Below are 25,521 nucleotides of genomic sequence, written 5' to 3'. Positions count from 1 at the left end.
GCGAGTTCGGGCGATCAAACCAGAGCGGTGGACATGACTCAAGCCACAGCGGCGAAAGACTGGCATTTCTGGGTGGACCGGGGCGGGACGTTCACCGACCTGGTCGCACGTGATCCGGCGGGGCGCCTGCACACCCGCAAACTGCTGTCGGAGAACCCGGAGGCCTACCGCGATGCGGCCGTGCAGGGGATTCGCGATCTGCTGGAGCTCCCGGCCGAAGCACCCATTCCGGAGGGCGTGGTACACGAGGTGCGCATGGGCACGACCGTGGCCACCAACGCCCTGCTCGAGCGCAAGGGGGAGCCCACACTCCTGGTGATCACTGAGGGGCTGGAGGATGCGCTGGCGATCGGCCATCAGGCGCGCCCCGATCTTTTCGCCCGCGAGATCCACCTGCCGTCCCCGGTCTACGCACGGGTGGAGCCGGTGCACGAACGGGTGAATGCGGCCGGCGAGGTCCTCATCCCGGTCGATCTGGACGCGCTGAGGCCGCGGCTGCAGGCGGCGCTGGCAGACGGCATCCACTGCGTGGCCATCGTCTGTCTGCATGGCTATCGCTACCCGGCACACGAGCAGGCGATCGCCTCGCTGGCGCGCGAACTGGGGTTCACCGAGGTCGCGACCAGCCACGCGACCAGCCCGCTGATCAAGCTGATCCCGCGCGGCGAAACCACGGTGGTCGACGCCTATCTCTCGCCGGTGCTGCGCCGTTATGTCGAACAGGTGGCGGGTGAGCTGGGCCGTGTACCCCTGCGGTTCATGCAGTCGCATGGCGGGCTGGTGGACGCGGCCCGGTTTCGCGGGCGCGACGCGATCCTGTCGGGGCCGGCCGGAGGGATCGTCGGGGCACTCAAGACCGCCGGTCCGCTCGGCTTCGAACGCCTGATCACCTTCGACATGGGGGGCACCTCTACCGATGTCGCGCATCTGGCGGGGGCGCTGGAGCGCCGCCAGGAGAGCGAGGTGGCCGGTGCGCGGCTGCGTGTGCCCATGCTCGATATCCATACGGTCGCGGCCGGGGGCGGATCGATCTGCCGCTTCGATGGCATCCGTCTGCGCGTGGGACCGGAGTCCGCCGGCGCCCAGCCCGGACCTGCCTGCTACGGCCAGGGCGGGCCGCTGACCGTGACCGACTGCAACCTGCTGCTGGGGCGGCTGCGCCCGGAGTACTTCCCGGCGGTGTTCGGGCCGGATCGCGACCGCCCGCTGGATCCGGAACCGGTGCGCCGACAGTTCGCGGAGCTGGCCGCCGCGGTGGCGGCCGCGACCGGGGAACCCGCGACCTCGGAGAGTCTGGCCGAGGGGGCGCTGCAGATCGCGGTGGAGCATATGGCCCAGGCGATCAAGACCATCTCGGTGCAGCGCGGGCATGACGTCTCGCGTTATGCGCTGGTCTGTTTTGGTGGCGCCGGGGGGCAGCACGCCTGCCGCGTGGCGGAGCAGCTGGGCATGCGGCATATCCTGTTTCATCCGCTCGGTGGCGTGCTGTCCGCCTACGGCATGGGGCTGGGCGAGTTGCGCGCCCTGCGCGAACGCAGCCTGGAGTGGCCGCTGGACGAGCCGCATGCCGGGGCGATCGAGTCCGCCCTGGCGGAACAGGCCGAGGCCGCCCGCGCCGCGCTGGCGGAGCAGGGTGTGGCGGCGGAGGACATGCGCATCGAGCGGCGGCTGCATCTGCGCCTGGCCGGTTCGGACACCGCGCTGGAGGTCCCGGCGGGCGAGCCCGCGGCGTTGATGGCGGCCTTTGCCGAGGCCTACCGCGCGCGCTACGGCTTTGCCCCGCCGGATCGTGAGCTGGTGGTGGCGATCGCGACGGCCGAGGCGATCGCCGCCCCGAGGGAGACCGCATCGGAGCGCATGGCGGCAGCGGCGGCCCGGGGTCCTGCGCCGGAGGCGGATACGGTCGCGATGGTCATCGACGGCGAACACCGCCATGTGCCGCTGTACCGGCGCGAGTCCCTGCAGCCCGGCATGACCCTGGCCGGCCCGGCCATCGTGATCGAGTCGACCGCGACGCTGGTGCTGGAGCCCGGCTGGGCCGGGTGCATCGAGGCGGACGGGACCCTGCGGCTGGATCGCGAGCGGGGCAGCGCGCGGCGTCCGGGTACGGCGCCAGCAAACCCCGAGGCCGTCCCGCGCGATCCGATCCTGCTGGAGGTGTTCAACAACCGCTTCATGGCGATCGCCGACCAGATGGGCTTCACCCTGCGCAACACCGCGCACTCGGTGAACATCAAGGAGCGCCTGGATTTCTCCTGTGCACTGTTCGACACCGAGGGCCGTCTGGTCGCCAATGCCCCGCACATGCCCGTTCATCTCGGCTCCATGGGGGCCAGCGTGCGCGCGGTGGTGGAGGCGTTCGCCGGCGACCTGCGCCCGGGCGATGCCTTCGTGCTGAACGACCCCTACAACGGCGGCACCCACCTGCCGGACATCACCGTGGTCACGCCCGTGTTCCTGGATGGGGGTGAACAGGTGACCGAAGACCCGTCTGCAGCGGCCGGTGCCCCCGCGTTCTTCGTCGCCTCGCGCGGGCATCACGCCGATGTCGGCGGCATTACCCCGGGCTCCATGCCCGCGTTCTCCACCCGTCTTGAGGAGGAGGGTGTGCTGATCCCGCCCACCCGGCTGGTGCGCGACGGGGTGTTCGACAGCGACCACCTGCGTGCACTGCTCGGAGAGGGCGTGTGGCCGACGCGCAACCCCGATCAGAACCTCGCCGACCTGGAGGCCCAGGTCGCGGCCAACCGCAAGGGACTGGAGGAGCTGGGCCGGCTCCTGGATGAGTACGGCGCGGCCATGGTGACAGCCTATATGGGCCACGTGCTGGACAACGCGGCCGAGGCGGTGGAACGGCTGATCCCGCAGCTCGAGGCCGGCACGTTCGCGTATGCGATGGACAACGGCGCCGAGGTGCGGGTACAGGTCGCCCCCGATCCCGCCGACCGGCGCCTGCGCATCGACTTCACCGGTACCAGCGCGGTACGCGGGGACAACTTCAACGCGCCGAGCTCCATCGTGCGCGCGGCGGTGCTGTATGTACTGCGTACCCTGCTGGAGGATGCGATCCCGCTGAACGATGGCTGCCTGACGCCGGTCGACCTGGTCATTCCGGAGGACGGCCTGCTGAACCCGGCGCCGCCCGCCGCGGTGGTGGCCGGCAATGTCGAGACCTCGCAGGTGGTCACCGATGCCCTGTTCGGGGCGCTGGGGGTGCAGGCGGCGGCCCAGGGCACGATGAACAACCTGACCTTCGGCAATGCCGACTACCAGTACTACGAGACGATCGCCGGAGGGGCCGGCGCGGGGCCGGGTTACGCCGGGGCCAGCGCGGTGCAGACCCACATGACCAACTCGCGGCTGACCGACCCCGAGGTGCTGGAGAGCCGCTTCCCGGTGCGGGTGGAGCGCTTCGCCTACCGCCGCGGCTCAGGGGGGCAGGGGCATTATCCGGGCGGTGATGGAGTGATCCGCCGGCTCGGGTTCGACCAGGCGATGGAGGTCGTGCTGTTGTCCAACCGTCGCCGGGTGCCGCCGTTCGGGATCGCCGGTGGCGGGCCGGGTGCGCCGGGGGAGGATGCGATCCTGCGCGCCGACGGCACGCGCGAACCGATGTCCGCCTGCGATCGCCGCCATGTAGAGCCAGGGGATGCGATCGAGATACGCACACCCGGCGGCGGTGGCTACGGAGACCGTCGCAGCGATGCGTAGGCGTTGAATCGCGGGAACCGGGCACATTTCCCGGGGTCCATCTGGGACTCAGGGGGAGATGCGGCATGCAGCAGATGATGAAATGGGCGGAGCAGGGACGCGTGCCGGATATGCTGGTGCGTGCGGGGATCCGCCTGCTGCTGGCGGAGCGCCTGGCAGAGGTCTCCGGCACGGCCGAGGAGACCATGGAGCGGCGCTACGCCCTGATCGAATCCATGCGCGCTTCTCCCGTTGCCCTGTCCACCGATATTGCCAACGAGCAGCACTACGAGATCCCCACCGCTTACTTCGAGCATTGCCTGGGCCCGCGCCTCAAGTACTCCAGCGCCTGGTGGCCGGAGGGCGTCGACAGCCTCGATGCGGCCGAAGAGGCGATGCTGCACCTGACCTGCGAGCGCGCCGGGATTGCCGATGGCCAGCGGGTGCTGGAACTGGGCTGCGGCTGGGGGTCGCTGTCGCTGTGGATGGCCGAGCAGTACCCTGGCGCAGAGATTACGGCCGTCTCGAACTCCAATACCCAGCGGGCCTTTATCGAGGCCCGCCGCGATGACCTCGGGCTCGCCAATCTCGAGGTCCTGACCGCGGACATGAACACGTTCGCCCCGCCGTCGCCGGGCTTTGACCGGGCGGTCTCGATCGAGATGTTCGAGCATATGCGCAACTGGCCGGAACTGCTGCGGCGCATTGCCGGGTGGCTCAATCCCGGCGGGCGCTTCTTCATGCATGTGTTCGCCCATCGAGAGCACGCCTATGTGTTCGAGTCCGAGGGCGAGCATGACTGGATGGGGCGGTACTTCTTCCGCGACGGCCTGATGCCGTCGGACGACCTCGCGCGGCACTTTCAGGAGGACCTGCGTGTGATCCGCCAGTGGCGCGTCGGTGGGCAGCACTATGCCCGCACGCTCAATGGGTGGCTGGCCCGCCAGGATCGTGCCCGCGACACGCTGATGCCCCTGTTCGAGACGGCCTATGGCGCACAGCAGGCGGCACTCTGGTTCCAGCGCTGGCGGATCTTCTACATGGCCTGCGCGGAGCTGTTCGACTACGGCGGCGGCGACGAGTGGTTCGTCTCCCATGTGCTGTTCGAACGGCCGGGAGACTGATCGCGATGGAGACACTGATGGCGTTTCTCTGGGGGCTTCTGGCCAGCATGGGCCTGATGACCCTGGTCTGGGCCGGCAGCGTATGGCGCCACGACGCCAGCCTGGTCGACCGTTTCTGGGGCCTGGGCTTCGTGGTCGTGACGCTGGTCTGGTGGGGGCTTGCGGGCTGGCCGTCGCAGGGCCTCTGGATCGCGATCCCGGTGCTGGTGTGGGGTCTGCGGCTGTCGCTGTTCATTACCTGGCGCAACTGGGGTCACGGCGAGGACGGGCGCTATACCGACATGCGCGAGGGGCTGTCGGACCGGGCCTTCGCCGCGCGCAGCCTGGTCACGATCTTCTGGCTGCAGGGTGCGCTGGTGGCCGTAATCGGCCTGCCGATGTTGGCGGTGACGAATGCCGCAAGCATCTGGTGGCCGCTGGCGGCGCTGGGCGCGTCGGTCTGGGTGCTGGGCACGCTGTATGAATCGGTCGCGGACGCGCAGATGGCGCGCTTCCGGGGCGATCCTGCAAGGCGGGGCAAGGTCATGGACCAGGGTTTATGGCGCTACAGTCGGCACCCGAACTACTTCGGCGAGATCGTCGTCTGGGTGGGCTACGGCTTGCTCGCGCTGGCCGCCGGGGGCTGGTGGGCGGTGCCCTCGGCGATCCTGATGATCGTGCTGATCCTGCGTGTGTCGGGCGTCACGTTACTGGAAAAACGTCTGCATGCCTCGCGGCCGGGCTATGCGGACTATGCGCGGCGCACCAATACGCTGATCCCGGGTCCGCCACGATCTTAAGGAAACACCGATCCGTCGCCGATTTCGGTGGCACTCCCTTGCTGTGCTTTCCCCGTCCGCGCTATAAAGCGCGCATCTTTCCGGTCTTCCGACGCGCGTTGGAGGCCGAGTTTCCCGATCGCCGATCTCACAGCAGGGCCCTACGCACGCATGAGCGCTACGCCGAGTCCCGTCCAGACCATTGAACTGAAAGGGCGCATGATGCTGGTGTCGGTGCTGCGGGTGTTCCAGACCGACCCCCGGCAGCTTGGCGAGCAGCTGGTCGCGCACCGCGAACAGGCCCCGGACCTGATGCGCGACATGCCCATCGTGCTGGACCTCGAGCCGGTGGCCGAGGCGCCCGAGAGCGACCTGCAGGCGACCATCGAGCAGGTGCGCGCCGAGGGCTTCAAGCTGATCGGCCTGCATGCCGGCGAGGTCGCCGAGCGTCTGCAGAGCTATTCCGAGCTATTCGATGTGTTGCCCGTGCTGCAACTGGGTGGCCGCGGTGGCGCGCCCAGTGGCGAGGTGCCCCTGGATGAAGGCGAGCCCCCGGAGCCGGCGCCGAGCAAGAAGGGCAAGAAATCCGCGGACAGGTTGGCCGAGGCCGCCCCCGCGGTCCACAGCGCGACCCGCGTGGTGGATCGTCCTGTCCGTTCCGGGCAGCAGATCTACGCCCGCGGCGGCGACCTGCTGGTGACCGGGGCGGTGTCCGCCGGTGCTGAACTGCTCGCGGATGGCCACATCCATGTGCTGGGTCCTCTGCGCGGGCGGGCACTCGCCGGCGTGCGGGGCCTGGAGACGGCTCGGATCTTCTGCCGGCGACTGGATGCAGAGCTTTTGTCTATCGCGGGACATTACCGGGTGGCCGAGGATATCGCCGAGTCCGAGCGTGGCGAGAACCGGCTGGTGACACTCGCGGGCGAAAGCCTCAAGATCGCTGAAATCTGAGCGAGCGGCGTAGAGGGCGCTCGGTCCTGTATACGTCATCGCGCGACGACCAAGGAGAAGCAGCCACCATGGCACGCATCGTAGTGATTACCTCGGGCAAGGGCGGGGTCGGCAAGACCACCACCTCTGCCGCGATCGCCACCGGTCTGGCCCTGCGCGGCCACAAGACGGCCGTGATCGATTTTGACGTCGGCCTGCGCAACCTGGATCTGATCATGGGCTGCGAGCGCCGCGTGGTGTATGACTTTGTCAACGTGATCAATGGCGACGCCAACCTGAAACAGGCGCTGATCCGCGACAAGCGCGCAGACAACCTGTACATCCTCCCGGCCTCGCAGACGCGCGACAAGGACGCCCTGACGCAGGACGGTGTGGAGCGCGTGCTGAACGAGCTGTCCGAGGACTTCGAGTACATCATCTGCGACAGCCCGGCGGGGATCGAGCGGGGCGCGCTGATGGCGGCCTACTTTGCTGACGAGGCCATCGTGGTCACCAACCCCGAGGTCTCCTCGGTGCGCGACTCCGACCGCATCCTCGGCATCCTCGCCAGCAAGACCCGGCAGGTGGAACAGGGCGGCGAGCCGATCCAGGGGCGCCTGCTGCTGACCCGCTATGCCGCGGAGCGCGCCGCGCGCGGCGAGATGCTCAGTATCGAGGACGTGGGTGAGATCCTGGCCATCGACCTGCTGGGTGTGATCCCCGAATCGCAGGCCGTGCTGAACGCCTCGAATGCCGGCCAGCCCGTGGTGCTGGACGAGGAATCCGACGCCGGTCAGGCCTACCAGGATGCAGTGGATCGCTTCCTGGGCGAGGAGCGCCCGCTTCGCTTTGTCGATGTACCGAAGAAGGGCTTCTTCGGACGCCTGTTCGGGGGCTGACCATGGGCATCTTCGACTACTTCCGCCAGCCGCGGCAGAAAAGCGCCAGTGTTGCCAAGGAACGCCTGCAGATCATCGTGGCGCGCGAACGTGCGGCCCGGGGCGGGCCGGATTATCTGCCCGCGATGCAGCAGGAACTGCTGCAGGTCATCCGCAAGTACGTGAAGGTCAACGACGACGCCGTGCAGATGAACGTCGACCGCGAGGGCGACTGCGAGGTGCTGGAGTTGAACATCATCCTGCCCGACGATCGGGGCTAGCATATGTTCAGCCCGTCTCTCGCTGTAGGAGCTCAGCCCCCTGAGCGATGGGGAGCCAGGCCCGGCCCCCATCGGCCAGAGGGCTGGCCTCCTACGGTGGGTTGCCCCGGCCCCATCGGCTTAACATCGGCATAAGGCACATGATCCGTCCATGAGAATCCTGGTCACCGGCAGCGCCGGTTTTATTGGCAGCGCCCTCTCCCTGCGCCTGCTGGAGCGGGGCGACGAGGTCATCGGCGTCGACAACCTCAACGACTACTACGATGTCTCGCTGAAAGAGGCACGCCTGGCGCGCACGCAGGACCACCCGAGCTATACCGAGGTCCGCGAGGACATCGCCGACCGCGCGGCGATGGAGCGGGTGTTTCGCGAGCATCGCCCGGAGCGGGTGGTCAACCTGGCGGCTCAGGCCGGGGTGCGCTACTCGCTGGAGAACCCGGCGGCCTATGTCGACACCAACCTGGTCGGCTTCGGCAACATCCTGGAGGGCTGCCGGCACAACGGTGTGGAGCACCTGGTCTACGCCAGCTCCAGCTCCGTCTACGGCGCCAACACCACGATGCCGTTCTCGGTACACGACAACGTCGACCACCCGCTGAGCCTCTACGCGGCGAGCAAGAAGGCCAACGAGCTGATGGCGCATACCTATGCGCACCTCTACCAGCTCCCGGTGACGGGCCTGCGCTTCTTTACCGTCTACGGCCCCTGGGGCCGACCGGACATGGCGCTGTTCCTGTTCACGAAGAAGATCCTGGCGGGCGAGCCGATCGACGTCTTCAACTACGGCCACCACCGCCGTGACTTCACCTACATCGACGACATCGTCGAGGGCGTGATCCGCGCGCTGGATCGTCCGGCACGGGCCAATCCTGCGTGGACCGGGGCCGAGCCCGATTCGGCGACGAGTGCGGCACCCTACCGGCTGTACAACATCGGCAACCACGAGCCGGTGGAGCTGATGCGCTACATCGAGGTGCTGGAAGACTGCCTGGGCAAGAAGGCCGAGAAAAACCTCCTGCCCCTGCAGCCGGGCGATGTGCCGGACACCTACGCCGATGTCGAGGCCCTGCGCGAGGACGTGGGCTATGCCCCCGCGACCGCGGTGGAAGACGGTATCGCCCGCTTTGTCGAGTGGTATCGCGAGTACTACCGCGTCTGATCAGTAACCCGGGCGCGCCGTACTGGCGCGCTACCCCCAGTACCCCTGCCGGAACCACTGGCCGCTGCGCAGGCAGCGGTACAGCCACAGCCTGCGACCCTGCCGGTCGCGCGTGACCGCGTAATCGCGGCGTACATCCTGCCCGCGGTCCCACCAGCCATCCTCCAGCCGGCCCAGCCCGTGTGCTTGCAGCGGGGGTGGGGTCGGCTGTGGGTCCTGTAGCCACAGCGCCGTGCCGCAGATCATTTGCGCGGGTGTCGGCGGCGGGGGTGAGGCTGCCGCGTCGAGATCGTGTCGCGCGTCCTGGGCGGCCTCGGGGCGCGGGATGCCGCTGGCGGTCAGCCGGACGATCGCCTGCTCGCCCAGACGCGCGCTCAGGCGGGCCAGCACGGCCGGCAGCTGCGCGTCTGGCGGCGGGTGGCCCGGTGTCTCGGCCAGCAGGCTGGCGCCCTGCGCGGGCGGGTCGAGCAGCCGCGTGGCCCGCAGGCGCAGGCCGATGACCGGGGCGGGCAGGACCTCGCGTTCCAGCCGGGTCTGCCACAGGGGCAGCCAGTCCTCCGCACGGATACCGGGATCGCCGCGTTCCAGCGTTATTCGGGTAGGGGCCATTCGGGTAGCGGTAATCCGCGCATGCGCCTCACGGTGTTTCAGCTCCAGCGTCATCCCCTGCAGGCTGCGGTTCAGGCCGCGCAGCTGGGCCTCGGCCTGGCGCAGCAGGCGCTTGAGCGGGAAGGCCAGGGCCCCGGTCGCATGAATCTCGTGTTCCAGGCGCAGCGACAGGTCCAGTTCCGGGGGCGGGTCGAAGCGCGGCAGGGTCTCCGTGCGCCGCCCCAGCAGCCGATCCAGCAGTGTCAGCAACTCCGGGCCGTGGCGGCGCGCGAGTTCGGGGCGCGCCAGGCGCAGCAGGTCGCCGAGCTGGCGCAGGCCGATGGCCCGCAGGCCCTCCCGGGTCGCGGCGGAGAGCGGCAGGGCCTCCAGTGGGACCGGTGACAGGGTGCGGCGCAGGGCCTCGCTATCTTCGGGGATCGCGGGATTACGCAGGGTGGCCAGCAGGCGAGCGGCGGCCGGACTGCGTGCCACGCCGATGCGCGGGTGGAAGCCCAGTCCCTCCAGGGTGCCCCGCACCCGTTCCCGCAGGGCGGCGAGTCCGCCGAACAGGCGCCGGCTGCGGCCGACCTCCAGCAGGATGCGCCGGGCGTCCGGCTCCGGGTGCACGTGATCGGAGAACTGCAGCAGCACGCCGGCCAGCATGGCGATCTGCGCGGTCTGGGCCTGCGGGTCGTGCTCGACGAGTTCCGGCGTGTCGAGGATGGCAAGGGCATCGGCCAGCGCCATGCCCGGTCGGGCCCCGGTGCGGCGCGCGGCGCGATTAGCGGCATGCACGCGTGGAGCGGCGCCGGCCTCGACCACCAGCAGGGGGCGTTCGGTCAGCCGTGAACGGCCCGCCTCGGCACGCGCCAGGGTCTCCAGCGCCAGGTGCGGCAGCTCGACCGCCATCCACTGTTCGTTTGCTGAGCGTGGTCCGATCCGTGGGGCAGGGCCGGACTCCGCTGGGTGCTCCGAGGGCGCAACCGAGGGCGGAATAAGGGCTGGCTGGCGCCATGCGCGGACCGGGCGAGAGGCCCGCGGGTGTGGGACGGCTTGTGGTCGCTCCGGATGGCCCATCTCAGGGCACCGGGATGTGCAGGGCCTGGCCGGAACGGGCCCAGTCGCCGATGCCCTTCAGGCAGTGCAGTTCGAGGCCGTCGGTGGCGGGCTGCCAGCGCAGGCGCTGATGGGCCGGGGAGGGCTGCTCCGCGGCGCGCGGCGGGCGGTACAGGATGGCGCAGGCCTGGCTTTCGGCCGCGGCCAGGCGCAGCCGACGCAACAACGCGGTTTCCACCGGGCCGCCCAGCCAGGCCAGCAGGACCCCGAAGGCCGGGTCGCGCAGGCATTGTTCGCCGGCCCAGAGGGTGTCGCGGTTGTGTTCGGTGCGGATCATCAGCACCCGTTCCGGCGGGATGCCGAGCGGCTGCCAGCCGGGCAGCCAGGGCGTGGCGGGCGGCGCCAGCAGCGCGATCCAGTAGCCTTCGCGGCCGCAGGCCGCGAGCATGGGGACCAGCAGACGGGTCTCGCCACAGCCAAAGGGGGCGCCCAGGAGTTCGATCAGCTGGCCGCGCGGCCAGCCGCCCCCGAGGGCCCGGTCCAGCGCCGGGTGACCACTCGGCCAGACCGGGGCATTCGCGGCAGGGGCGGCGCTGCGCCCGCGCCACAGCGCCGGATGATCGAGCAGGGCATCAATGGAAGGCACGGGCTTAGCCCTGCGCTTCAAGATCGCGCAGTACGCCGACCCCGATGCCTTCGATCGCCAGCTCCTGACGCTCCAGGTTGATCTCGATCGGGGCGAAGTCGGGGTTCTCCGGCAGCAGGCGCACGCGGGCACCGTCCCGCTCGAAGCGCTTGACCGTCACCTCGTCCTCGATGCGGGCCACGACGATCTGGCCGGGGCGGGCCTCCGGGGTCTGGCGGACGGCCAGCAGGTCGCCATCGAGGATGCCGGCGTCGCGCATGCTCTCGCCGTGCACGCGCAGCAGGTAGTCCGGGCGGGCCCGGAACAGGCTGTCGTCGATTCGGTAGTGGCGTTCGATATGCTCGGTGGCGAGGATCGGCGAGCCGGCCGCCACGCGCCCGACCAGAGGTAGTTCGGCCGGGCGGGCCGCATGCGCACCGGCCAGGCGGATACCGCGCGCGGCCCCGCCCACCAGCTCGATCGCGCCCTTTTTCTCCAGGGCCTTCAGGTGGCATTCGGCCGCATAGGGCGAGCGGAAACCAAAGGCACGGGCGATCTCGCTGCGCGTCGGGGCCGTGCCCTGGGTGGCGACGGTCTCGCTGATGTAGTCGAGGATGGCCTGCTGGCGCGCGGTCAGGGACACGGCGGGTGCTCCACGGGTTACTGGTTATAAATACAGTATTCCGTGGCGAAGTCCGAGGCAAGTAGCGGCAAGTGCCTTCGTGATCGGTGTTTCCCTAAGGCGAGCCCTGCTCCAGTGTCTGGCGCAGGTGCTCGATCTGTTCCGGCTTGATGCCGGCGATGTCCTTGATCGGCAGGGTGAACGCGAAGCCGTTGCCGACCTCGCTCAAAGCGAGTTCTTCGTCCAGGCGTTTCAGCAGCCGTTCGGCGAGGCTGGCCTCCAGGACCATTAGCAGCACGTTGCGGGCCGCGGAGTCCTTCAGATCCATGATCGGTGTGCGGCGCAGCTGGGCAATGCCCTGGCCCTCCAGCAGCGTCAGGCCGGCGGCGCCCTCGCGGCGCACGGTCTCGATGGCACGGTCGGCCCGGTTGCGCGGGACCACGGCGGCGAGCAGTACGAATTGCATGGCGTTCCTCGCGCAGAAGATTAGGAAACACTGATCAATGTACACGCTCGCGCTCGAGTCGCTTTTGCGTGCGAACAAGGCGCGGTGACTGCCGTGCAGTCATTCTGCACAAGGGAGCCGCAACGCGGTGCGCGCGCAAAAGCGGCCGAGCCCCTTGGGGTTGGTACCCCAGGTTCCCCGATCCTGCGTTGCGGCCCTTGCCGGTAGAACCACTACCGGCTGCGCACCGCGCCTTGTCTCGGAAAACCTGGGGTACCAACGCGAGCGTGTACATTGATCAGTGTTTCCTTAGGGTTGGGCGGGGGTACCCGCGAACTGCATGCCCGCCAGGGCCTGGGCATCCAGTGTGAAGGCCAGGCCGTTGTACGGCTGCAGCAGGTCCAGTTCCAGGTTCAGGCGGCGGGCGATGCGCTCGGCGCGTTGCTCGTCCAGCTCCCAGATGCAGACCGACTCCCGGCCCTGGTAGGTCACGCCGAGAAAGGTCATGTGGTCCGGAAAGCCGAGCCCCGCGCCGTGCATCACCGTGCCGTCCGCGCCGCCTTCCTCGGCCGCGATCGCCAGCGCCAGGTCCTCGCGATCCTGATCGACGATGGCCACCAGAAATGTTTCAGCCATGATGTCTTTACTCCCCGCCCGGCTGGTCAGTTGCCGAGATAGCGGCGCAGCACGCGCTGCCAGTCGTCGGATTCCAGAATCTCCAGTATGGCAACGTTCATCGGGGCGCGCAGGGGCGAGCCCTGGGGCAGGGCGAGGGCGTAGTCCTGGCGCAAAAACTCCACTGGCAGGACCTCCAGTTCGCCGGCGAAGTGTTCGCGCGTCTGGTAGCGCAGCAGCGGGGCGTCGTAGACCATCGCATCGGCGCGTCCCTCGGCCACCGCCGTGAGGGCGGACGTCAGGTCCTGGTGGTCGCGGTAGGCAAAGCCCTGATCGTTCAGCCAGGCGGCAGCACTGGAGCCGCCGATGGTGGCGATACGCTGACCCTCCAGGTCGGAGACATTCTGGATGCCGGTATCCAGCGAGCTGACCGTCAGCGTGGTCGCGATCGCGGCAGTAAATGTAGACACGAGGATCAGCGCGGCGAACATCCAGACCAGCGCGATCATGCGTCCTGGCAGGGTGCGCGGGGCCTTGTCGCCATAGCCGACCGTGGTCATGGTGACTGCGGCCCACCAGAACGCGGAGCCGAGCCCCTGGGCGGCGTTGCCACCGAACTCGTCGGCGTTGCGCCGACGCTCGAACAGCCACAGCAGCGCGCCCACCAGCAGGAGCAGTCCGGCCAGGGCCAGTACCACCATCAGAAAGGGAACGGAGATGAAGGCCCGCAGCGCCCCGGCCACCGGGTTGCCCTGCTGAGGCACGGCGATGGACAGCCCGGTAGTGTAATAGGGGTGAGTGAAATCGACCCGCTCGGCGCGGTCCGAGGTGGCGGTCAGGGCGGCGACCGAGACATCGATACGCCCGTCCCCCAGCCCGTCGATCAGCCCCTCGAGACTGGTCTCGCGGTACTCGTAGTCCAGCTCCAGGCGCTCCGCGACCCGCTCCCACAGTTCGATCGCGATGCCGGTGGGGTGGCCCTCGGCATCGTCCGGCGGGATCACGAACGGAGGTACGAAGCGGGTGCCGACCCGCAGTGTTTCCGTCTCACCGAGATCGGAGCCTGCCGTGGCCCCGGGGGCCTGGGCCGCGGCAGGGGCAGCCAGCAGCCCCGCGAGCACAGTCAGAACGATCAGGTACAACAGAGCGCGACCGCTACGGGGCATGGGCATATCCTCAAGGTGATTCGCCGTACCATACCGGGAATGCCCACAGGGAAACACCAACGGATGTACGACCCCTTTGCCTGCCCGGAACGCGCGCCAACGGCCATGGGTACGCCGCGCCCGGCGCTGGATGTCGGTTTTACCCTGGACTGGAGCAGTGCCGAGGCGCGGCATCGCGAGTGCCTGTTCCTGCCGTGGCTGATGCCGGCGCACGACGTCTGGCCGGGCGCCATCGGGTCGCAGCTGGCCGGCGTGGATGTCGGCGAGGCAGTAGACGTTCCGGGGGCACCTTTGGTCCCGGGGTGGGACCCGGCCGGGGAGGTCGAACTGCCGCCGGCGGCGTTCAATCGCCGCCTGCGCCGGCATCGGGTGGTGGAACCCCGGGCCGGGCGTTTCTATCCGCGTGCGTTCATCGCCGGCCATGCCGGCATCGAGGCCGGCGACCGCGAGCTGTTCCGCATCGGCAAGCTGGAAGACGCGCGGCTCGTCGCGGACCTGAACCATCCGCTGGCGGGCATGGACGACCTGCAGCTGCGCGCCCGGGTAATGGCGTTTCACGAGCAGGGACGCGAAGACGATCGGGCGGTGGCTGTTACCCGGATGCTGACGGCGCGCGGCCCGGGGATGCAGGCGCGCTGGCACGGGCGGCCGACGGACTTCTGGTCTGGGGAGGCCTGTGAGCGCGAGGATCCCGCGCCCGATCGCGAGTTCTACGCCGGGCCACGCATGGTGCATCACCTGGATGCCACGGCCCGTGCCCGGATCGCGGCGCTTTACGCCACGCTGATCCCGCAGGGTGCACGGGTGCTGGACCTGATGAGCAGTTGGGCATCGCATCTGGATCGCCTGCAGTCTCCCGAGGCGGTTGTCGGGCTGGGCATGAACCACGAGGAGCTGGCCGCCAACGAGGCCCTGGATCAGGCTCTGGTGCACGATCTGAATCGACAGCCGACGATTCCTCTGCCGCCCGCGAGTTTCGACGCGGTCGTGTGTACCGCCTCGGTGGAGTATCTGACGCGCCCACAGGCAGTATTCGCCTCGGTGCGCGAGTTGCTGCGCCCGGGTGGGGTGTTGGCGGTGGCGTTCTCCGATCGCTGCTTCCCGACCAAGGCGATCGCGGTCTGGGAGCAGTTGTACGACTTCGAGCGCATGGGGCTGGTGCTCGATTTGTTCCTGCGCGCAGGGTTCGACGACCTTTCCACGCTCTCGCTGCGCGGCCTGCCGCGCCCGCCGGACGACCCTTATGCCGGGCGCCTGGATTATGCCGACCCGGTGTTCGCGGTCTGGGGCCGGTGTCCGTGAGCAACCCCATCCGCATCATCGGCGTCGACTGTGCCACCCAGCCGCGCAAGACCGGGCTGGCCTGTGCCCGCTGGTCCGGCGACGACTTGCGCCTGGAGGAAGCCCGCCGCGCGCACCCGAGCGAGCCGGCGGCCGCGATCGTGGCCGGCTGGATGGATACGCCGGGACCCGTTCTGCTGTGCCTGGATGCCCCGCTCGGCTGGCCCAGCGCCCTGGCGCGGGAACTGTCGGGGCACCAGGCCGGTGCGGGCATTACGGCGGACGCGGATGCGATGTTCCACCGCCATACCGACCGGGTGATTCGGGAGCGCCTCGGCAAGCGCCCGCTGGAGGTGGGGGCGAACTTCATCGCGCGCACTGCGCTGGCGGCGGTCAATCTGCTGCAAGCGCTGCGCGACCAGAGCGGACGGGCGCTTCCGCTGCCCCGGGTTGCTGGGCCGGTTGCCGATTCAGCTGCGATCGAGGTGTATCCGGCCGCCCTGCGCAGGGTCCGTGGCTGGGATACCCGTGTCGATGTCCGGGCCCGGCTGCCCGAGGCCTTCGAGGGGCCCGTGCCAGACCTGAGTGTCGCCACCGACGATACGCTGGATGCGGTGCTGTGCGTGCTGGCCGGGGTCGATTTCCTGGCCGGACACGCAGTCGCGCCGACCGCGGATGAGGCGGCGCTGGCGGGCCGCGAGGGCTGGATCTGGTCGGCCGATCCGGACCCGTTTCGCAGGGAGGGAGATCGGCCCCCACGAACGACGTCTTAATCGGTAAACTGCGCGATGATTCGCAATGCCCGTGTCGCGGGCCGAACACAATGGGGAGCGCATGGCCGCAAGCAAGGCCAAATCCGGGGGCAAGGGCAGGAAGACGGCAGAGCCGGCTGCGGCACCCAGCCTGAGCGGGCAGTTGCTGCGCGGGCTGCGCGAGGGTGCGCTGCTGATCTTCGGCATGCTGGCGCTTTATCTGCTGGTCGCCCTGGTGAGCTATCACCCGGGCGATGCGGCCTGGTCCACCACCGGCGATGGCGAGAGCCTGCGCAACCTGGGTGGCACCACCGGCGCCTGGTTTGCGGACATCGCGTTTCACCTGCTGGGCTATCTGGCCTACCTGATTCCGCTGGCGGTCGGCGGCATCGGCTGGTGGCTGTTCCGGCATCGCCGCGAGGCGCGGATCGCCAGCCCGATGGAACTGACCGTGCGCGGGGTCGCGCTGATTGTGGCACTGATCTCGGGCGCGGCGCTGGCCGCGTTGCACCTGCTCCCGGGCGGGATGCCGGTGCACGCGGGCGGCATCCTCGGAGACTTGTTTGCCGGCTGGGCCGTGGCCGGGCTGAGCCTGGTCGGGGCGACGCTGGTGCTGCTGGCGCTGTTCCTGGCCGGGGTGACGCTGTTCACGGGCCTGTCCTGGTTCCTGCTGATGGACCGGCTGGGTCAGTTGACCATCCGTGGCTTCGAGCGGCTTCGCGCTCAGCTGGATTCGGCCCGGGATCGCCGCATCGGCGCGCGCGAGCGGGCCGAGCGCGAGACGCGGGTGGAAAAGGAGCGCAAGCGCACCGAGAAGCGCGCGCCCTCGCGCGTGGAGCCGCGCATCGAGGCGCCCGCGCCCAGCCCGCGCGTACAGAAGGAAAAGCAGGTCCCGCTGTTCACCGAAGGGTCCGGGGCCGATCCGCGTCCGCCGCTGTCCCTGCTGGACGAGGCGCCACCCCCGCCGGATGGCTTCTCGGAGGAGTCGCTGCAGGCACTCTCGCGCCTGGTCGAGCTGAAGCTGAAGGACTTTGGCGTGGAGGTCGAGGTGGTCGCGGTGCAGCCGGGCCCGGTGATCACGCGCTTCGAGCTGCAGCCGGCCGCCGGGGTCAAGGCCTCGCGCATCTCGGGGCTGTCCACCGATCTGGCGCGCTCGCTGTCGGTGATGGCGGTGCGCATCGTCGAGGTGATCCCGGGCAAGTCCACCGTGGGCCTGGAGATCCCCAACGAGAACCGCGAGATCGTGGCGCTCTCGGAGATCCTGCGCTCGGAGCTGTTCGACGCGAACAAGTCGCCGCTGACCATGGCGCTCGGCAAGGACATCGGCGGTGGCCCGGTGATGGCGGATCTGGCGAAGATGCCGCACCTGCTGGTGGCCGGGACGACCGGCTCGGGTAAGTCGGTCGGCGTGAACGCGATGCTGCTGTCGCTGCTGTACAAGTCCACGCCGGACGACGTGCGCCTGATCCTGATCGACCCGAAGATGCTGGAGCTGTCGGTGTACGACGGCATCCCGCACCTTCTGTGCGAGGTCGTGACCGACATGAAGGATGCCTCCAACGCCCTGCGCTGGGCGGTGGCGGAGATGGAGCGGCGCTACAAGCTGATGTCGGCGATGGGCGTGCGCAATATCGGCGGCTTCAACAAGAAGGTGCGCGATGCCGAGGCCGCCGGCGAGCCGTTGAAGGACCCACTGTTCAAGCCGGAGGAGGCGCTGACCGAGACCGAGGCGCCGGAGCTGGAGCCGTTGCCGTTCATCGTGATCGTGGTCGACGAGTTCGCCGACATGATGATGGTGGTGGGCAAGAAGGTGGAGGAGCTGATCGCACGCCTGGCGCAGAAGGCGCGCGCCGCCGGTATCCACCTGATCCTGGCCACCCAGCGCCCGTCGGTGGACGTGATCACCGGCCTGATCAAGGCGAACATCCCCAGCCGTATCGCCTTCCAGGTCTCCTCGCGCGTGGACTCGCGCACCATCCTCGACCAGATGGGGGCCGAGCACCTGCTGGGCCACGGCGACATGCTCTACCTGCCGCCGGGCAAGGCGATGCCGGAGCGCGTACATGGTGCCTTCGTCGGCGACAACGAGGTCCATCAGGTGGTGGAGTACCTGAAATCTACCGGCGAGCCGAACTACAACGAGGCAATCCTCGACGAGCCGGAGGCCGGGGCCGCCGCGATCCCGGGGCTGGAGGCACCGGGCGATGGCGAGGCGGAGACCGACCCGCTTTACGACCAGGCCGTGCAGATCGTGATCGAGACGCGCAAGGCCTCGATCTCGTTCATCCAGCGCCGCCTGAAGATCGGCTACAACCGTGCCGCGCGCATGGTCGAGGACATGGAGGCCGCCGGGCTGGTCAGCCCGGTGCAGTCCAATGGCAATCGCGAGGTCCTGGTCCCGGGGCCGAACGACTAGGGAAACACTGATCAATGTACACGCTCGCGCTCGAGTCGCTTTTGCGTGCGAACAAGGCGCGGTGACTGCCGTGCAGTCATTCTGCACAAGGGAGCCGCAACGCCGTGCGCGCGCAAAAGCGGCCGAGCCCCTTCGGGGTTGGCACCCCAGGTTCCCCGATCCTGCGTTGCGCCGCTTGCAGGTAGAACCACTACCCGCTGCGCGACGCGCCTTGTCTCGGAAAACCTGGGGTGCCAACGCGAGTGTGTACATTAATCAGTGTTTCCCTAACGCTCGGCCGGGTCCATGTACCGGATCCTGTGATCCGGCTCGACCTTTCTGTTGTGGTATTCACGTCCGGTTAAGCGACCGGGCGCAGGATCATCGTAAACACCCAACCGGAGTCCGCATGATCGTTCGTCTTGTCCCCCGTCTGTTGCTCGCCCTGGCCGCGACGACGATGTTCCTGTTCGCCGGGCCGCTGGCGGCCGAGCGCGGCCCGGCGCCGGATGCGCGCGCGGCGCTGGACCGTTTTGTCGAGGGACTGGAGACCTTTACGGCCGAGTTCACGCAGACGGTACGCGACGAGACGGGCTATGTGCTGCAGGAGTCCGACGGCTCGATGCAGCTGGGCATGCCGAATCGACTGCGCTGGGAGGTGACCGAGCCCTTCCCGCAGACGATCGTGTCCGATGGCGAGGACCTGTGGACCTATGACCCGGACCTGGCGCAGGCGACCGTGCGCCCGCTGGGGGATGCCTTCGATGCGACACCGATCGCGGCGATCACCCAGCCGGAGCGGCTGGACGAACACTTCCGCATGGATGTGCTGCCGGTAGGTGATGCCTCGGCCCTGCGCCTGCTGCTGATCCCGCGCAACGAACAGGCGGACTTTACGCATCTCGAGCTGGACCTGACGCCGGATGGTGACCTGACCCGCATGGCCTTTCGCGACATCTTTGGTCAGGAGACCGAGATTCACTTCGAGCGAAGCGAGCGCAATGCGCCGGTCGACGAGTCCGTGTTCACCTTTGATCCGCCATCCGGGGTGGATATCTACCGGCCGTAACGCACCATTCGCCGCGCCGTGGGAACCCTTGATGGGATTCGCCTGGCTCATCCCATCCTACGGTGCGGGGTGGGGGCAGGAGTAGGGTGCGGTTGAGCACCGCGAAACGCACCGTGCCGTGCGCCGTGGGAACCCTTGATGGGATTCGCTTGGCTCATCCCATCCTACGGCGCGGGGGTGGGGGGATTCAGGAGCGGGGCGTGCCCAGTGACTGTTCGATGCGGTCGGCGATGGCGGTGATGCGGGCCGGGCCGGTCTGCTCGGCACGTTTGAGCTGCTCCTGACAGTCGAGCATCTCGTGAGCGAGGTTCAACGCCACCATCACGGCAATGCGCTCGGCGCCGACCACGCGGCCGGTGTCGCGCAGTTCGCGCATGCGCTCGTCGACCAGGGAGGCGGAGGCAAACAGGTCGGCGCGTTCCTCGGGCGGGCAGGCGATCTGGTATTCCTTGCCCAGGATCGAGACGCGTACGGGTTCGGACTGGCTCATTCGCTGTGCTCCATCGACCGCAGGCGGGCGATCATCGTCTCGACCCGGTGGCGGGCCTGTTCGTTGCGTTCCTTGAAGGCCGCGCGCTCGCTTTTGAGCTGACGAATCTGCTCGTGCAGCAGATTGTTCTCCTCGCGCAGGGCGGCATGTTCATCGAGCAGCCGCGTAATCGCGGTCTCGAGGCGCTCGACGGGATCGTGGCTGGAATCCTCGGACGACATGGCGACAGGCCCCGGTTCGGTGAAGGCGACCGCGCACGGCGCGCGACGCAGTCCATGGAGTCTAGGAGGCCCCCCCGCAAATCGTCAACTTGTGTGACCTTTTTGCGGGAGCGCCTTCACTATTGCCATCCGCGACTGCCGGCGGCGACAGGGCCAAACGCGCGCGGACACGGCGCTTTGTTGCGACTCCTATGGTGGGCTGGTCACAATAGGCGGCATATCGTTTCTCAGGAACCGCCTCGCCCATGACCCAGCCCCCCGAACCCGACCCGCAGGCCACCGTAATCGAGGGCACCGCCCACAACGGCAAGCCCTGCCGCATCGTGGACAATACCGGGGCGATCCCGCGCGCGGATCTGGAGCAGCTGCTGGCGGACCTGATCGCGGAGAAGCGCTTTGGTCTGAATGCGCTGTCGGCCACCGGGTCCAGCGCGATCAAGCTGGGCGAGCCGCAGTTCACCCATCTGCAGGTCGGTGACGACCTCTACCGCTTCCTGCTGTTTCCGTACGAAGCCCGCCTGGAGTCCTTCTGATGGCCGCCCCCACTGGCGAATCGCCCAAGGCGCGCGACGGCCTTGAATCCGACCCGGCGGCCCTGGCCGAGCAGCTCGCGCATGGCCTGCGCCGCATGGGCTTCGCGCAAACGCCGGCCTCCGCCCACGGGCTGTTCACCGGCTGTGTGGTCGCGGACCCCGGCGCGGATGTCGAGGCGCTGGAACAAAGCCTGGGCGAGGCGCTGCCGCTGACCGATGCCGCGCCGGACGACTTCCGCGCGACGGTGGAGGCGATCCGCCGGGCACTGCTGGCGCAGCTGTACGACGTCGAGCTCGGCTTCGGGCCCCTGCTGCCGGAGGGCGAGCCGATCGAGGCGCGTGCCCAGGCCCTGTCCGAGTGGGTCGACGGCTTTATCTCGGGTTTCGGGCAGATGCCCCGGCTACAGCAGATGAAGCCCTCGGCCGAGGCCAGCGAAATCCTGCGCGACTTTGCCGAGATTGCGCGCATCGAACTGGAGCCGGAGGACGACGAAGACAACGCCGCCGCCTTCGAGGAACTCAACGAATATGTGCGCGTCGGTGTATTGCTAATCGCCGACGAGCTCGCCCCGGACGACCCGAAACGGATCCCGATGCAATGAATGCCCCCACGCGCCCCCCGCTGCCCGGCAAGACCCCGACCATCACCCTGGCCGAGTTCGCCCGGCGGCGTCAGCGCCTGGTGCGCGGCGTGGGTGGCGACTCGATCATCGTGGTGCCCGCGGCGCACGAGCAGGTGCGCAATCGCGATGTCGACTACCCGTTTCGACAGAACAGCGACTTCCTCTATCTGACGGGCTTCCCGGAGCCGGATGCGGTTGCCGTGTTCGTCCCCGGACGCGAGGCCGGGGAGTACATCCTGTTCTGCCGCGACCGCGACCCCACGCAGGAGACCTGGCAGGGGCGGCGCGCCGGACCGGACGGGGCGATGGAACACTACGGCGCGGAGTGCGCGTTCCCGATCGAGGACATCGACGAGATCCTGCCGGGCCTGATGGAGAATCGGCGCGTGCTGTGTGCCCCGTTCGGGCGTGACGAGGCGCTGGACCAGCGGCTGTTCGGCTGGGTCAATCGGGTCCGCGCGAAGGCGCGCAACGGCGTACGGGCCCCGCATGAATACGTCGCGGTCGAGCACTACGTGCACGAACAGCGCCTGTTCAAGAAGGCCCCGGAACTGCGCATGATGCGCCACGCGGCGGCGATCTCGTGCCAGGCCCATATCCGCGCGATGCAGGCGGCGCGACCGGGCGTGACCGAGTTCATGGTCGAGGCCGAGCTGCTGCACGAGTTTCACCGCCATGGCACCGAGCCGGCGTATCCCTCCATCGTCGGCGGTGGCGAGAACGGCTGCATCCTGCACTACATCGAGAACCGCGATGTCCTGAACGACGGCGACCTGCTGCTGATCGATGCCGGCTGCGAGGTGCAGGGCTACGCCTCCGATATCACCCGCACCTTCCCGGTCTCCGGGCGCTTCAGCGACACCCAGCGCGAGGTCTACGAGTGCGTACTGGCCGCCCAGCACGCGGCCATCGAGCAGACCCGCCCTGGCAACCACTGGAACGACCCGCACGACGCCGCCGTGCGCGAACTGACCCGCGGGCTCAAGGACCTCGGTGTGCTCAAGGGCCGGCTCGACAAGCTGCTCAAGGACCATGCCTACCGGCCTTTCTATATGCACCGCACCGGCCACTGGCTGGGGCTGGATGTGCACGACGTCGGCGACTACCGCGTCGGCGACGCCTGGCGCCTGCTCGAGCCGGGCATGGTGACCACCGTGGAGCCGGGCCTCTATTTCGGCCCGTACTCCGAGGCCCCGAAGGCCCTGCGCGGCATCGGCATCCGCATCGAGGACGACGTCGCCGTCACCCGCGACGGACACGAAGTCCTCACCGCCGCCTGCCCCAAGACCCCCGCCGACATCGAAGCCTGCATGGCCGGCGACCTCCCGGGCTGGACCTGACCATGCGCACCCGCCCAAACCCGGCCAACCCCCAAACCGTAGGGTGCGTTGAGCCCCGCGAAACGCACCGATCGCTGGGGTGTGGCCACGCCCCCGATGCGATTCGCTGCGCTCATCCGCATCCTACGACGGCGCTGCGGGAACGGCCCTTGTGGGAGCGGGCTTGCCCGCGAACGGCCGCCCACGAAGGCTTTCCGGTCTGACATGAGCACCCAAACCCCCGACATCGCCATCATCGGTGGCGGCCCGGTCGGCAGTCTGGCGGCCGCGACCCTCTCCCGGGCCGGCTATTCCGTGGCCCTGTTCGAGCGCGGAGCCGCGCCGAAGCCGGACACCACCCGCCCCGACACCCGCGGCTACGCCCTGGCCGCTGGCTCCGTCCAGCTGCTGGACGACCTCGGCTACTGGTCCTCCGTGGCCGAACAGGCCACCCCCATCCGATCCATCGTGGTCAGCCGTCGCGGCGGGCTGGGGCGGGTCCACCTGAACGCGCGCGACCACGGCCGCGCCGCGCTCGGCCAGGTCGTTCCGGCCGCCGCCCTGGATCCGATGCTGAACGAGGCCTGTCGCGCGGCTGGCGTGGACCTGTACTACGACTCGACCCTGGACGGCCTCGATCCGGCCGAGGGCGACCGGCGGACGCTGCACATCCAGGGAGCAAAGGGTGAGTCGGCCTGGTCCGCCCGTCTGATCCTCGCGGCGGACGGCGTGAGCTCCCCGACCCGCAAGGCCCTGGGCCTCCCGGTGCAGCGTCTGCGCTACGACGCCGATGCCCTGGTGTTCGACGTACGCCCGGATCGCCCGCACAACGGCCAGGCCTTCGAGCGCTTCACCGACGAGGGGCCACTGGCCCTGCTGCCGCAGGCCGATGGCCGCATGAATGTCGTCTGGGTGGCGCCGCCGCGGACCTGCGAACAGCGCCTGGAGCAGGGCGAGGCCGAACGCCTGCGCGAGTTGCAGGCCCGTTTCGGCTGGACCCTCGGGCGCCTGCGCCCGGCGGGGCCGGTCGTGCGCTTCCCACTGGAACGCGTCCACGCCCCGGACCCGGTCGCCGATCGTGCGTTGCTGCTGGGCAATGCCGCACATTCCGTGCATCCGGTCGCGGGGCAGGGGCTCAACCTGTCGCTGCGCGATGTGGCGGGCCTGCTTGGGGCGCTGCGCACCGGGCGGCAGGCGGATGGAACCCCGACGTTTGCCGCTGACCCGGGTGCGGCGGCCGTGCTGGAGGCTTATGCGAAAGAGCGGCGACAGGATGTGGGCAGCGTGGTCGCGGCCACCGATTTCCTCGCCCGGGGCCTGCTGCATGCCGCCGGGCTGCGCGGCCACGGGCTGGGGGCCGGCATGATGGCGGTCGATCGCCTGCGCCCGGCGCGCGATGCGCTGGCCCGCTCCGCAATGGGGCTGGGTCCGCTGCCGCGCCATACGCTCGCCCATCTACCCGCAGCCGGGCAGGGCACGCCATGACGAAAGGCACCCACGAAACGCTGGACGTCTTGGTCGTGGGCGCGGGCGCCGTCGGCGGGGCGATCGCCCTGGGCGCCGCGCGGCAGGGCCTGCGGGTTGGCGTGCTGGAACGCAACGCCGCGCCCCAGTTCGATCCGGAGACGACACCGGTCACGCGGGTTGCCACGCTCAACTCCGCCTCCATGGCCTTTCTCGACGAGCTGGGCGTGCGCAAGGCGCTGGAGCAGCGCCGCGCCCATGCGTTCTCCGGCATGTACGTATGGGATGCGAACGGTCCCGGCCATATCCGCTTCGATGCGGACGCGCTGGGTGTCCCGGCGCTTGGCTGGACGGCCGAGCTCGCCGCACTCGAGTCGGTGCTCTGGAGCGAACTTGAGGCCGCCGGCGTTGCCTTGTACCCGCAGACCGAATGGAAGTCCCTCGACCGCCGCCCGGACCGGGTCGATGTGTACGGTGGCCACCGACAGCCGATCGCCTCGGCCCGTCTGCTGGTCGCGACCGACGGGGCGCGCTCGCGTGTCCGCGACTACGTCGGTATCCCGTTTACCGGGCACGACTACGACGCGAGCGGCGTTGTCGCCACCATCACCACCGAGCACCCGCACCAGGACACCGCCTGGCAGCGCTTCGTCGAGGACCGGATCATCGCGCTCCTGCCGCTGGCGGACGGGCGCTGTTCCATCGTCTGGTCACAGCCGGAATGGCCCGCCGCCGAAGACACGCTGGCCCTGGACGACGCGGCGTTTTGTGCGGCACTGGAGCAGGAGACCGACGGCTGCCTGGGCGCGATTACCGCCACGTCCCCGCGCGCCAGCTTCCCGCTCACCGCGTGGCACGCCAAAACCTACCATGCGGGCCGCGTGGTACTGGCCGGCGACGCCGCCCACACCATCCACCCGCTGGCCGGGCAGGGCCTGAACCTGGGTCTGGCTGACGCCCGTACCCTGGTCGACGGGCTGCGCGGCCCCGCCCGCCACGACCCGGGCGCCGAGACCGTCCTGCGCGCCTACACCCGCGCCCGCCGCCCGGAAAACGCCTTCATGCAACGCGCCATGGACGGCTTCAAGCTCCTGTTCGGCACCCAGGCGGCCGGCCTCCCGGAGCTGCGCGGCCTCGGCCTGCGCCTGGTCGACCAGGCCGACCCCGTCAAGCGCCGCCTCGCCCGCCGCGCCTTCGGCCTCGACTAGCGCAATCGCTGCCACACCCCCTGTAGGAGGCCAGCCCTCTGGCCGATGGGGCATTGGGCGACTCCCAATCGGCCAGAGGGCTGGCCTCCTACAACTCCATCTTCCGCCTTGCACGCCGTAGGATGCGTTGAACCAAGCGAAACGCATCACTCCAGCCTTCGCGCCGTCGGCTCAATTGTCGCCTTCCCGCAACAAATACTCTCGAACGCCTGCCCTGTACCGCTTCGTT

At 69.1% G+C, this 25,521-nt stretch carries 24 protein-coding genes; 16 read left to right on the top strand and 8 right to left on the bottom strand.

Annotated features, from left to right (window positions below; genetic code table 11):
* Positions 1 to 33 precede the first annotated feature (33 nt).
* The 7 genes from F466_RS0109920 to F466_RS0109890 all read left to right on the top strand — a co-directional run bounded on the left by F466_RS0109920 (position 34) and on the right by F466_RS0109890 (position 8,820).
* On the top strand, positions 34 to 3,711 hold the full coding sequence (locus tag F466_RS0109920; protein ID WP_026296447.1) for a hydantoinase B/oxoprolinase family protein: 3,678 nt from the start codon (positions 34 to 36) through the stop codon (positions 3,709 to 3,711).
* A gap of 65 nt (positions 3,712 to 3,776) precedes the next feature.
* Positions 3,777 to 4,814 (top strand): cyclopropane-fatty-acyl-phospholipid synthase family protein, encoded by a 1,038-nt coding sequence (locus F466_RS0109915; RefSeq protein ID WP_018649316.1) that lies wholly within the window; start codon positions 3,777 to 3,779, stop codon positions 4,812 to 4,814.
* Positions 4,815 to 4,819: 5 nt separating this feature from the next.
* A complete protein-coding gene (locus tag F466_RS0109910) occupies positions 4,820 to 5,593 on the top strand; it encodes a DUF1295 domain-containing protein (protein WP_018994044.1) in 774 nt (257 codons plus the stop codon).
* A 150-nt stretch (positions 5,594 to 5,743) separates the two neighbouring features.
* Positions 5,744 to 6,523, top strand: coding sequence for a septum site-determining protein MinC (minC, locus tag F466_RS0109905; RefSeq protein WP_051074786.1), 780 nt, complete (start codon positions 5,744 to 5,746; stop codon positions 6,521 to 6,523).
* A 68-nt stretch (positions 6,524 to 6,591) separates the two neighbouring features.
* Positions 6,592 to 7,401 carry a septum site-determining protein MinD gene (gene minD / locus F466_RS0109900; RefSeq protein ID WP_018994043.1) on the top strand — a complete coding sequence of 270 codons (810 nt, stop codon included), beginning with the start codon at positions 6,592 to 6,594 and terminating at the stop codon, positions 7,399 to 7,401.
* Positions 7,402 to 7,403: 2 nt separating this feature from the next.
* The gene (minE, locus tag F466_RS0109895; RefSeq protein WP_018994042.1) at positions 7,404 to 7,661 is read left to right on the top strand and encodes a cell division topological specificity factor MinE; all 258 of its coding nucleotides are present in this window, start codon (positions 7,404 to 7,406) and stop codon (positions 7,659 to 7,661) included.
* Positions 7,662 to 7,812: 151 nt separating this feature from the next.
* Positions 7,813 to 8,820 (top strand): NAD-dependent epimerase, encoded by a 1,008-nt coding sequence (locus F466_RS0109890; RefSeq protein WP_018994041.1) that lies wholly within the window; start codon positions 7,813 to 7,815, stop codon positions 8,818 to 8,820.
* A gap of 30 nt (positions 8,821 to 8,850) precedes the next feature.
* Here the strand turns inward: F466_RS0109890 and F466_RS0109885 are convergent, their stop codons facing one another.
* The 6 genes from F466_RS0109885 to F466_RS0109860 form a co-directional block, all read right to left on the bottom strand.
* Positions 8,851 to 10,317 (bottom strand): DNA polymerase Y family protein, encoded by a 1,467-nt coding sequence (locus F466_RS0109885; RefSeq protein ID WP_018994040.1) that lies wholly within the window; start codon positions 10,315 to 10,317, stop codon positions 8,851 to 8,853.
* Positions 10,318 to 10,486: 169 nt separating this feature from the next.
* Entirely contained in the window at positions 10,487 to 11,110 is a 624-nt protein-coding gene (gene imuA / locus F466_RS0109880; protein WP_018994039.1) for a translesion DNA synthesis-associated protein ImuA, read from the bottom strand.
* Between the two features lie 4 nt (positions 11,111 to 11,114).
* Positions 11,115 to 11,732, bottom strand: coding sequence for a transcriptional repressor LexA (gene lexA, locus F466_RS0109875; RefSeq protein WP_018994038.1), 618 nt, complete (start codon positions 11,730 to 11,732; stop codon positions 11,115 to 11,117).
* 94 nt (positions 11,733 to 11,826) lie between these two features.
* The gene (locus F466_RS0109870) at positions 11,827 to 12,177 is read right to left on the bottom strand and encodes a hypothetical protein (RefSeq protein WP_018994037.1); all 351 of its coding nucleotides are present in this window, start codon (positions 12,175 to 12,177) and stop codon (positions 11,827 to 11,829) included.
* Positions 12,178 to 12,465: 288 nt separating this feature from the next.
* On the bottom strand, positions 12,466 to 12,792 hold the full coding sequence (locus F466_RS0109865; RefSeq protein WP_018994036.1) for a hypothetical protein: 327 nt from the start codon (positions 12,790 to 12,792) through the stop codon (positions 12,466 to 12,468).
* 26 nt (positions 12,793 to 12,818) lie between these two features.
* The gene (locus F466_RS0109860; RefSeq protein WP_018994035.1) at positions 12,819 to 13,937 is read right to left on the bottom strand and encodes a transporter substrate-binding domain-containing protein; all 1,119 of its coding nucleotides are present in this window, start codon (positions 13,935 to 13,937) and stop codon (positions 12,819 to 12,821) included.
* Positions 13,938 to 14,000: 63 nt separating this feature from the next.
* Between F466_RS0109860 and F466_RS0109855 the strand changes: the two genes are divergently transcribed.
* The 4 genes from F466_RS0109855 (at position 14,001) to lolA (ending at position 19,434) form a co-directional block, all read left to right on the top strand.
* The gene (locus F466_RS0109855; protein WP_018994034.1) at positions 14,001 to 15,239 is read left to right on the top strand and encodes a methyltransferase domain-containing protein; all 1,239 of its coding nucleotides are present in this window, start codon (positions 14,001 to 14,003) and stop codon (positions 15,237 to 15,239) included.
* Positions 15,236 to 15,991, top strand: a complete 756-nt coding sequence (locus tag F466_RS0109850; protein ID WP_026296446.1) for a DUF429 domain-containing protein — start codon at positions 15,236 to 15,238, stop codon at positions 15,989 to 15,991. The genes F466_RS0109855 and F466_RS0109850 overlap by 4 nt, the downstream gene beginning before the upstream one ends.
* A gap of 25 nt (positions 15,992 to 16,016) precedes the next feature.
* The gene (locus F466_RS0109845) at positions 16,017 to 18,386 is read left to right on the top strand and encodes a DNA translocase FtsK (protein WP_018994032.1); all 2,370 of its coding nucleotides are present in this window, start codon (positions 16,017 to 16,019) and stop codon (positions 18,384 to 18,386) included.
* Between the two features lie 388 nt (positions 18,387 to 18,774).
* Complete coding sequence (gene lolA / locus F466_RS0109840) at positions 18,775 to 19,434, top strand: outer membrane lipoprotein chaperone LolA (RefSeq protein WP_018994031.1); 660 nt, start codon at positions 18,775 to 18,777, stop codon at positions 19,432 to 19,434.
* A gap of 187 nt (positions 19,435 to 19,621) precedes the next feature.
* On the opposite strand, the gene F466_RS0109835 is transcribed toward lolA, so the two are convergent.
* Together F466_RS0109835 and zapB are read right to left on the bottom strand one after the other, a co-directional pair.
* The gene (locus F466_RS0109835) at positions 19,622 to 19,924 is read right to left on the bottom strand and encodes a cell division protein ZapA (RefSeq protein ID WP_018175510.1); all 303 of its coding nucleotides are present in this window, start codon (positions 19,922 to 19,924) and stop codon (positions 19,622 to 19,624) included.
* Entirely contained in the window at positions 19,921 to 20,145 is a 225-nt protein-coding gene (gene zapB, locus F466_RS0109830; RefSeq protein WP_018138362.1) for a cell division protein ZapB, read from the bottom strand. Before zapB ends, F466_RS0109835 begins: the two co-directional genes overlap by 4 nt.
* Positions 20,146 to 20,390: 245 nt before the next feature.
* Here zapB and F466_RS0109825 point away from each other — a divergent pair, with 245 nt between their 5' ends.
* The 5 genes from F466_RS0109825 to F466_RS0109805 all read left to right on the top strand — a co-directional run bounded on the left by F466_RS0109825 (position 20,391) and on the right by F466_RS0109805 (position 25,292).
* Entirely contained in the window at positions 20,391 to 20,678 is a 288-nt protein-coding gene (locus tag F466_RS0109825; protein ID WP_018175511.1) for a hypothetical protein, read from the top strand.
* The gene (locus F466_RS0109820; RefSeq protein WP_018994030.1) at positions 20,678 to 21,280 is read left to right on the top strand and encodes a UPF0149 family protein; all 603 of its coding nucleotides are present in this window, start codon (positions 20,678 to 20,680) and stop codon (positions 21,278 to 21,280) included. The genes F466_RS0109825 and F466_RS0109820 overlap by 1 nt, the downstream gene beginning before the upstream one ends.
* A complete protein-coding gene (gene pepP / locus F466_RS0109815; RefSeq protein WP_018994029.1) occupies positions 21,277 to 22,641 on the top strand; it encodes a Xaa-Pro aminopeptidase in 1,365 nt (454 codons plus the stop codon). Before F466_RS0109820 ends, pepP begins: the two co-directional genes overlap by 4 nt.
* Positions 22,642 to 22,845: 204 nt before the next feature.
* Entirely contained in the window at positions 22,846 to 24,105 is a 1,260-nt protein-coding gene (locus F466_RS0109810; RefSeq protein ID WP_018994028.1) for an FAD-dependent monooxygenase, read from the top strand.
* The gene (locus tag F466_RS0109805; protein ID WP_018994027.1) at positions 24,102 to 25,292 is read left to right on the top strand and encodes an FAD-dependent monooxygenase; all 1,191 of its coding nucleotides are present in this window, start codon (positions 24,102 to 24,104) and stop codon (positions 25,290 to 25,292) included. The genes F466_RS0109810 and F466_RS0109805 overlap by 4 nt, the downstream gene beginning before the upstream one ends.
* The last annotated feature ends 229 nt before the right edge of the window (positions 25,293 to 25,521 follow it).

It is taken from the genome of Thioalkalivibrio sp. ALgr1, assembly GCF_000378285.1.
Taxonomy (GTDB): Bacteria; Pseudomonadota; Gammaproteobacteria; order Ectothiorhodospirales; family Ectothiorhodospiraceae; genus Thioalkalivibrio.
Note: the sequence above shows the minus strand (reverse complement) of the source record. Positions and strands in the feature narration are given on the sequence as shown.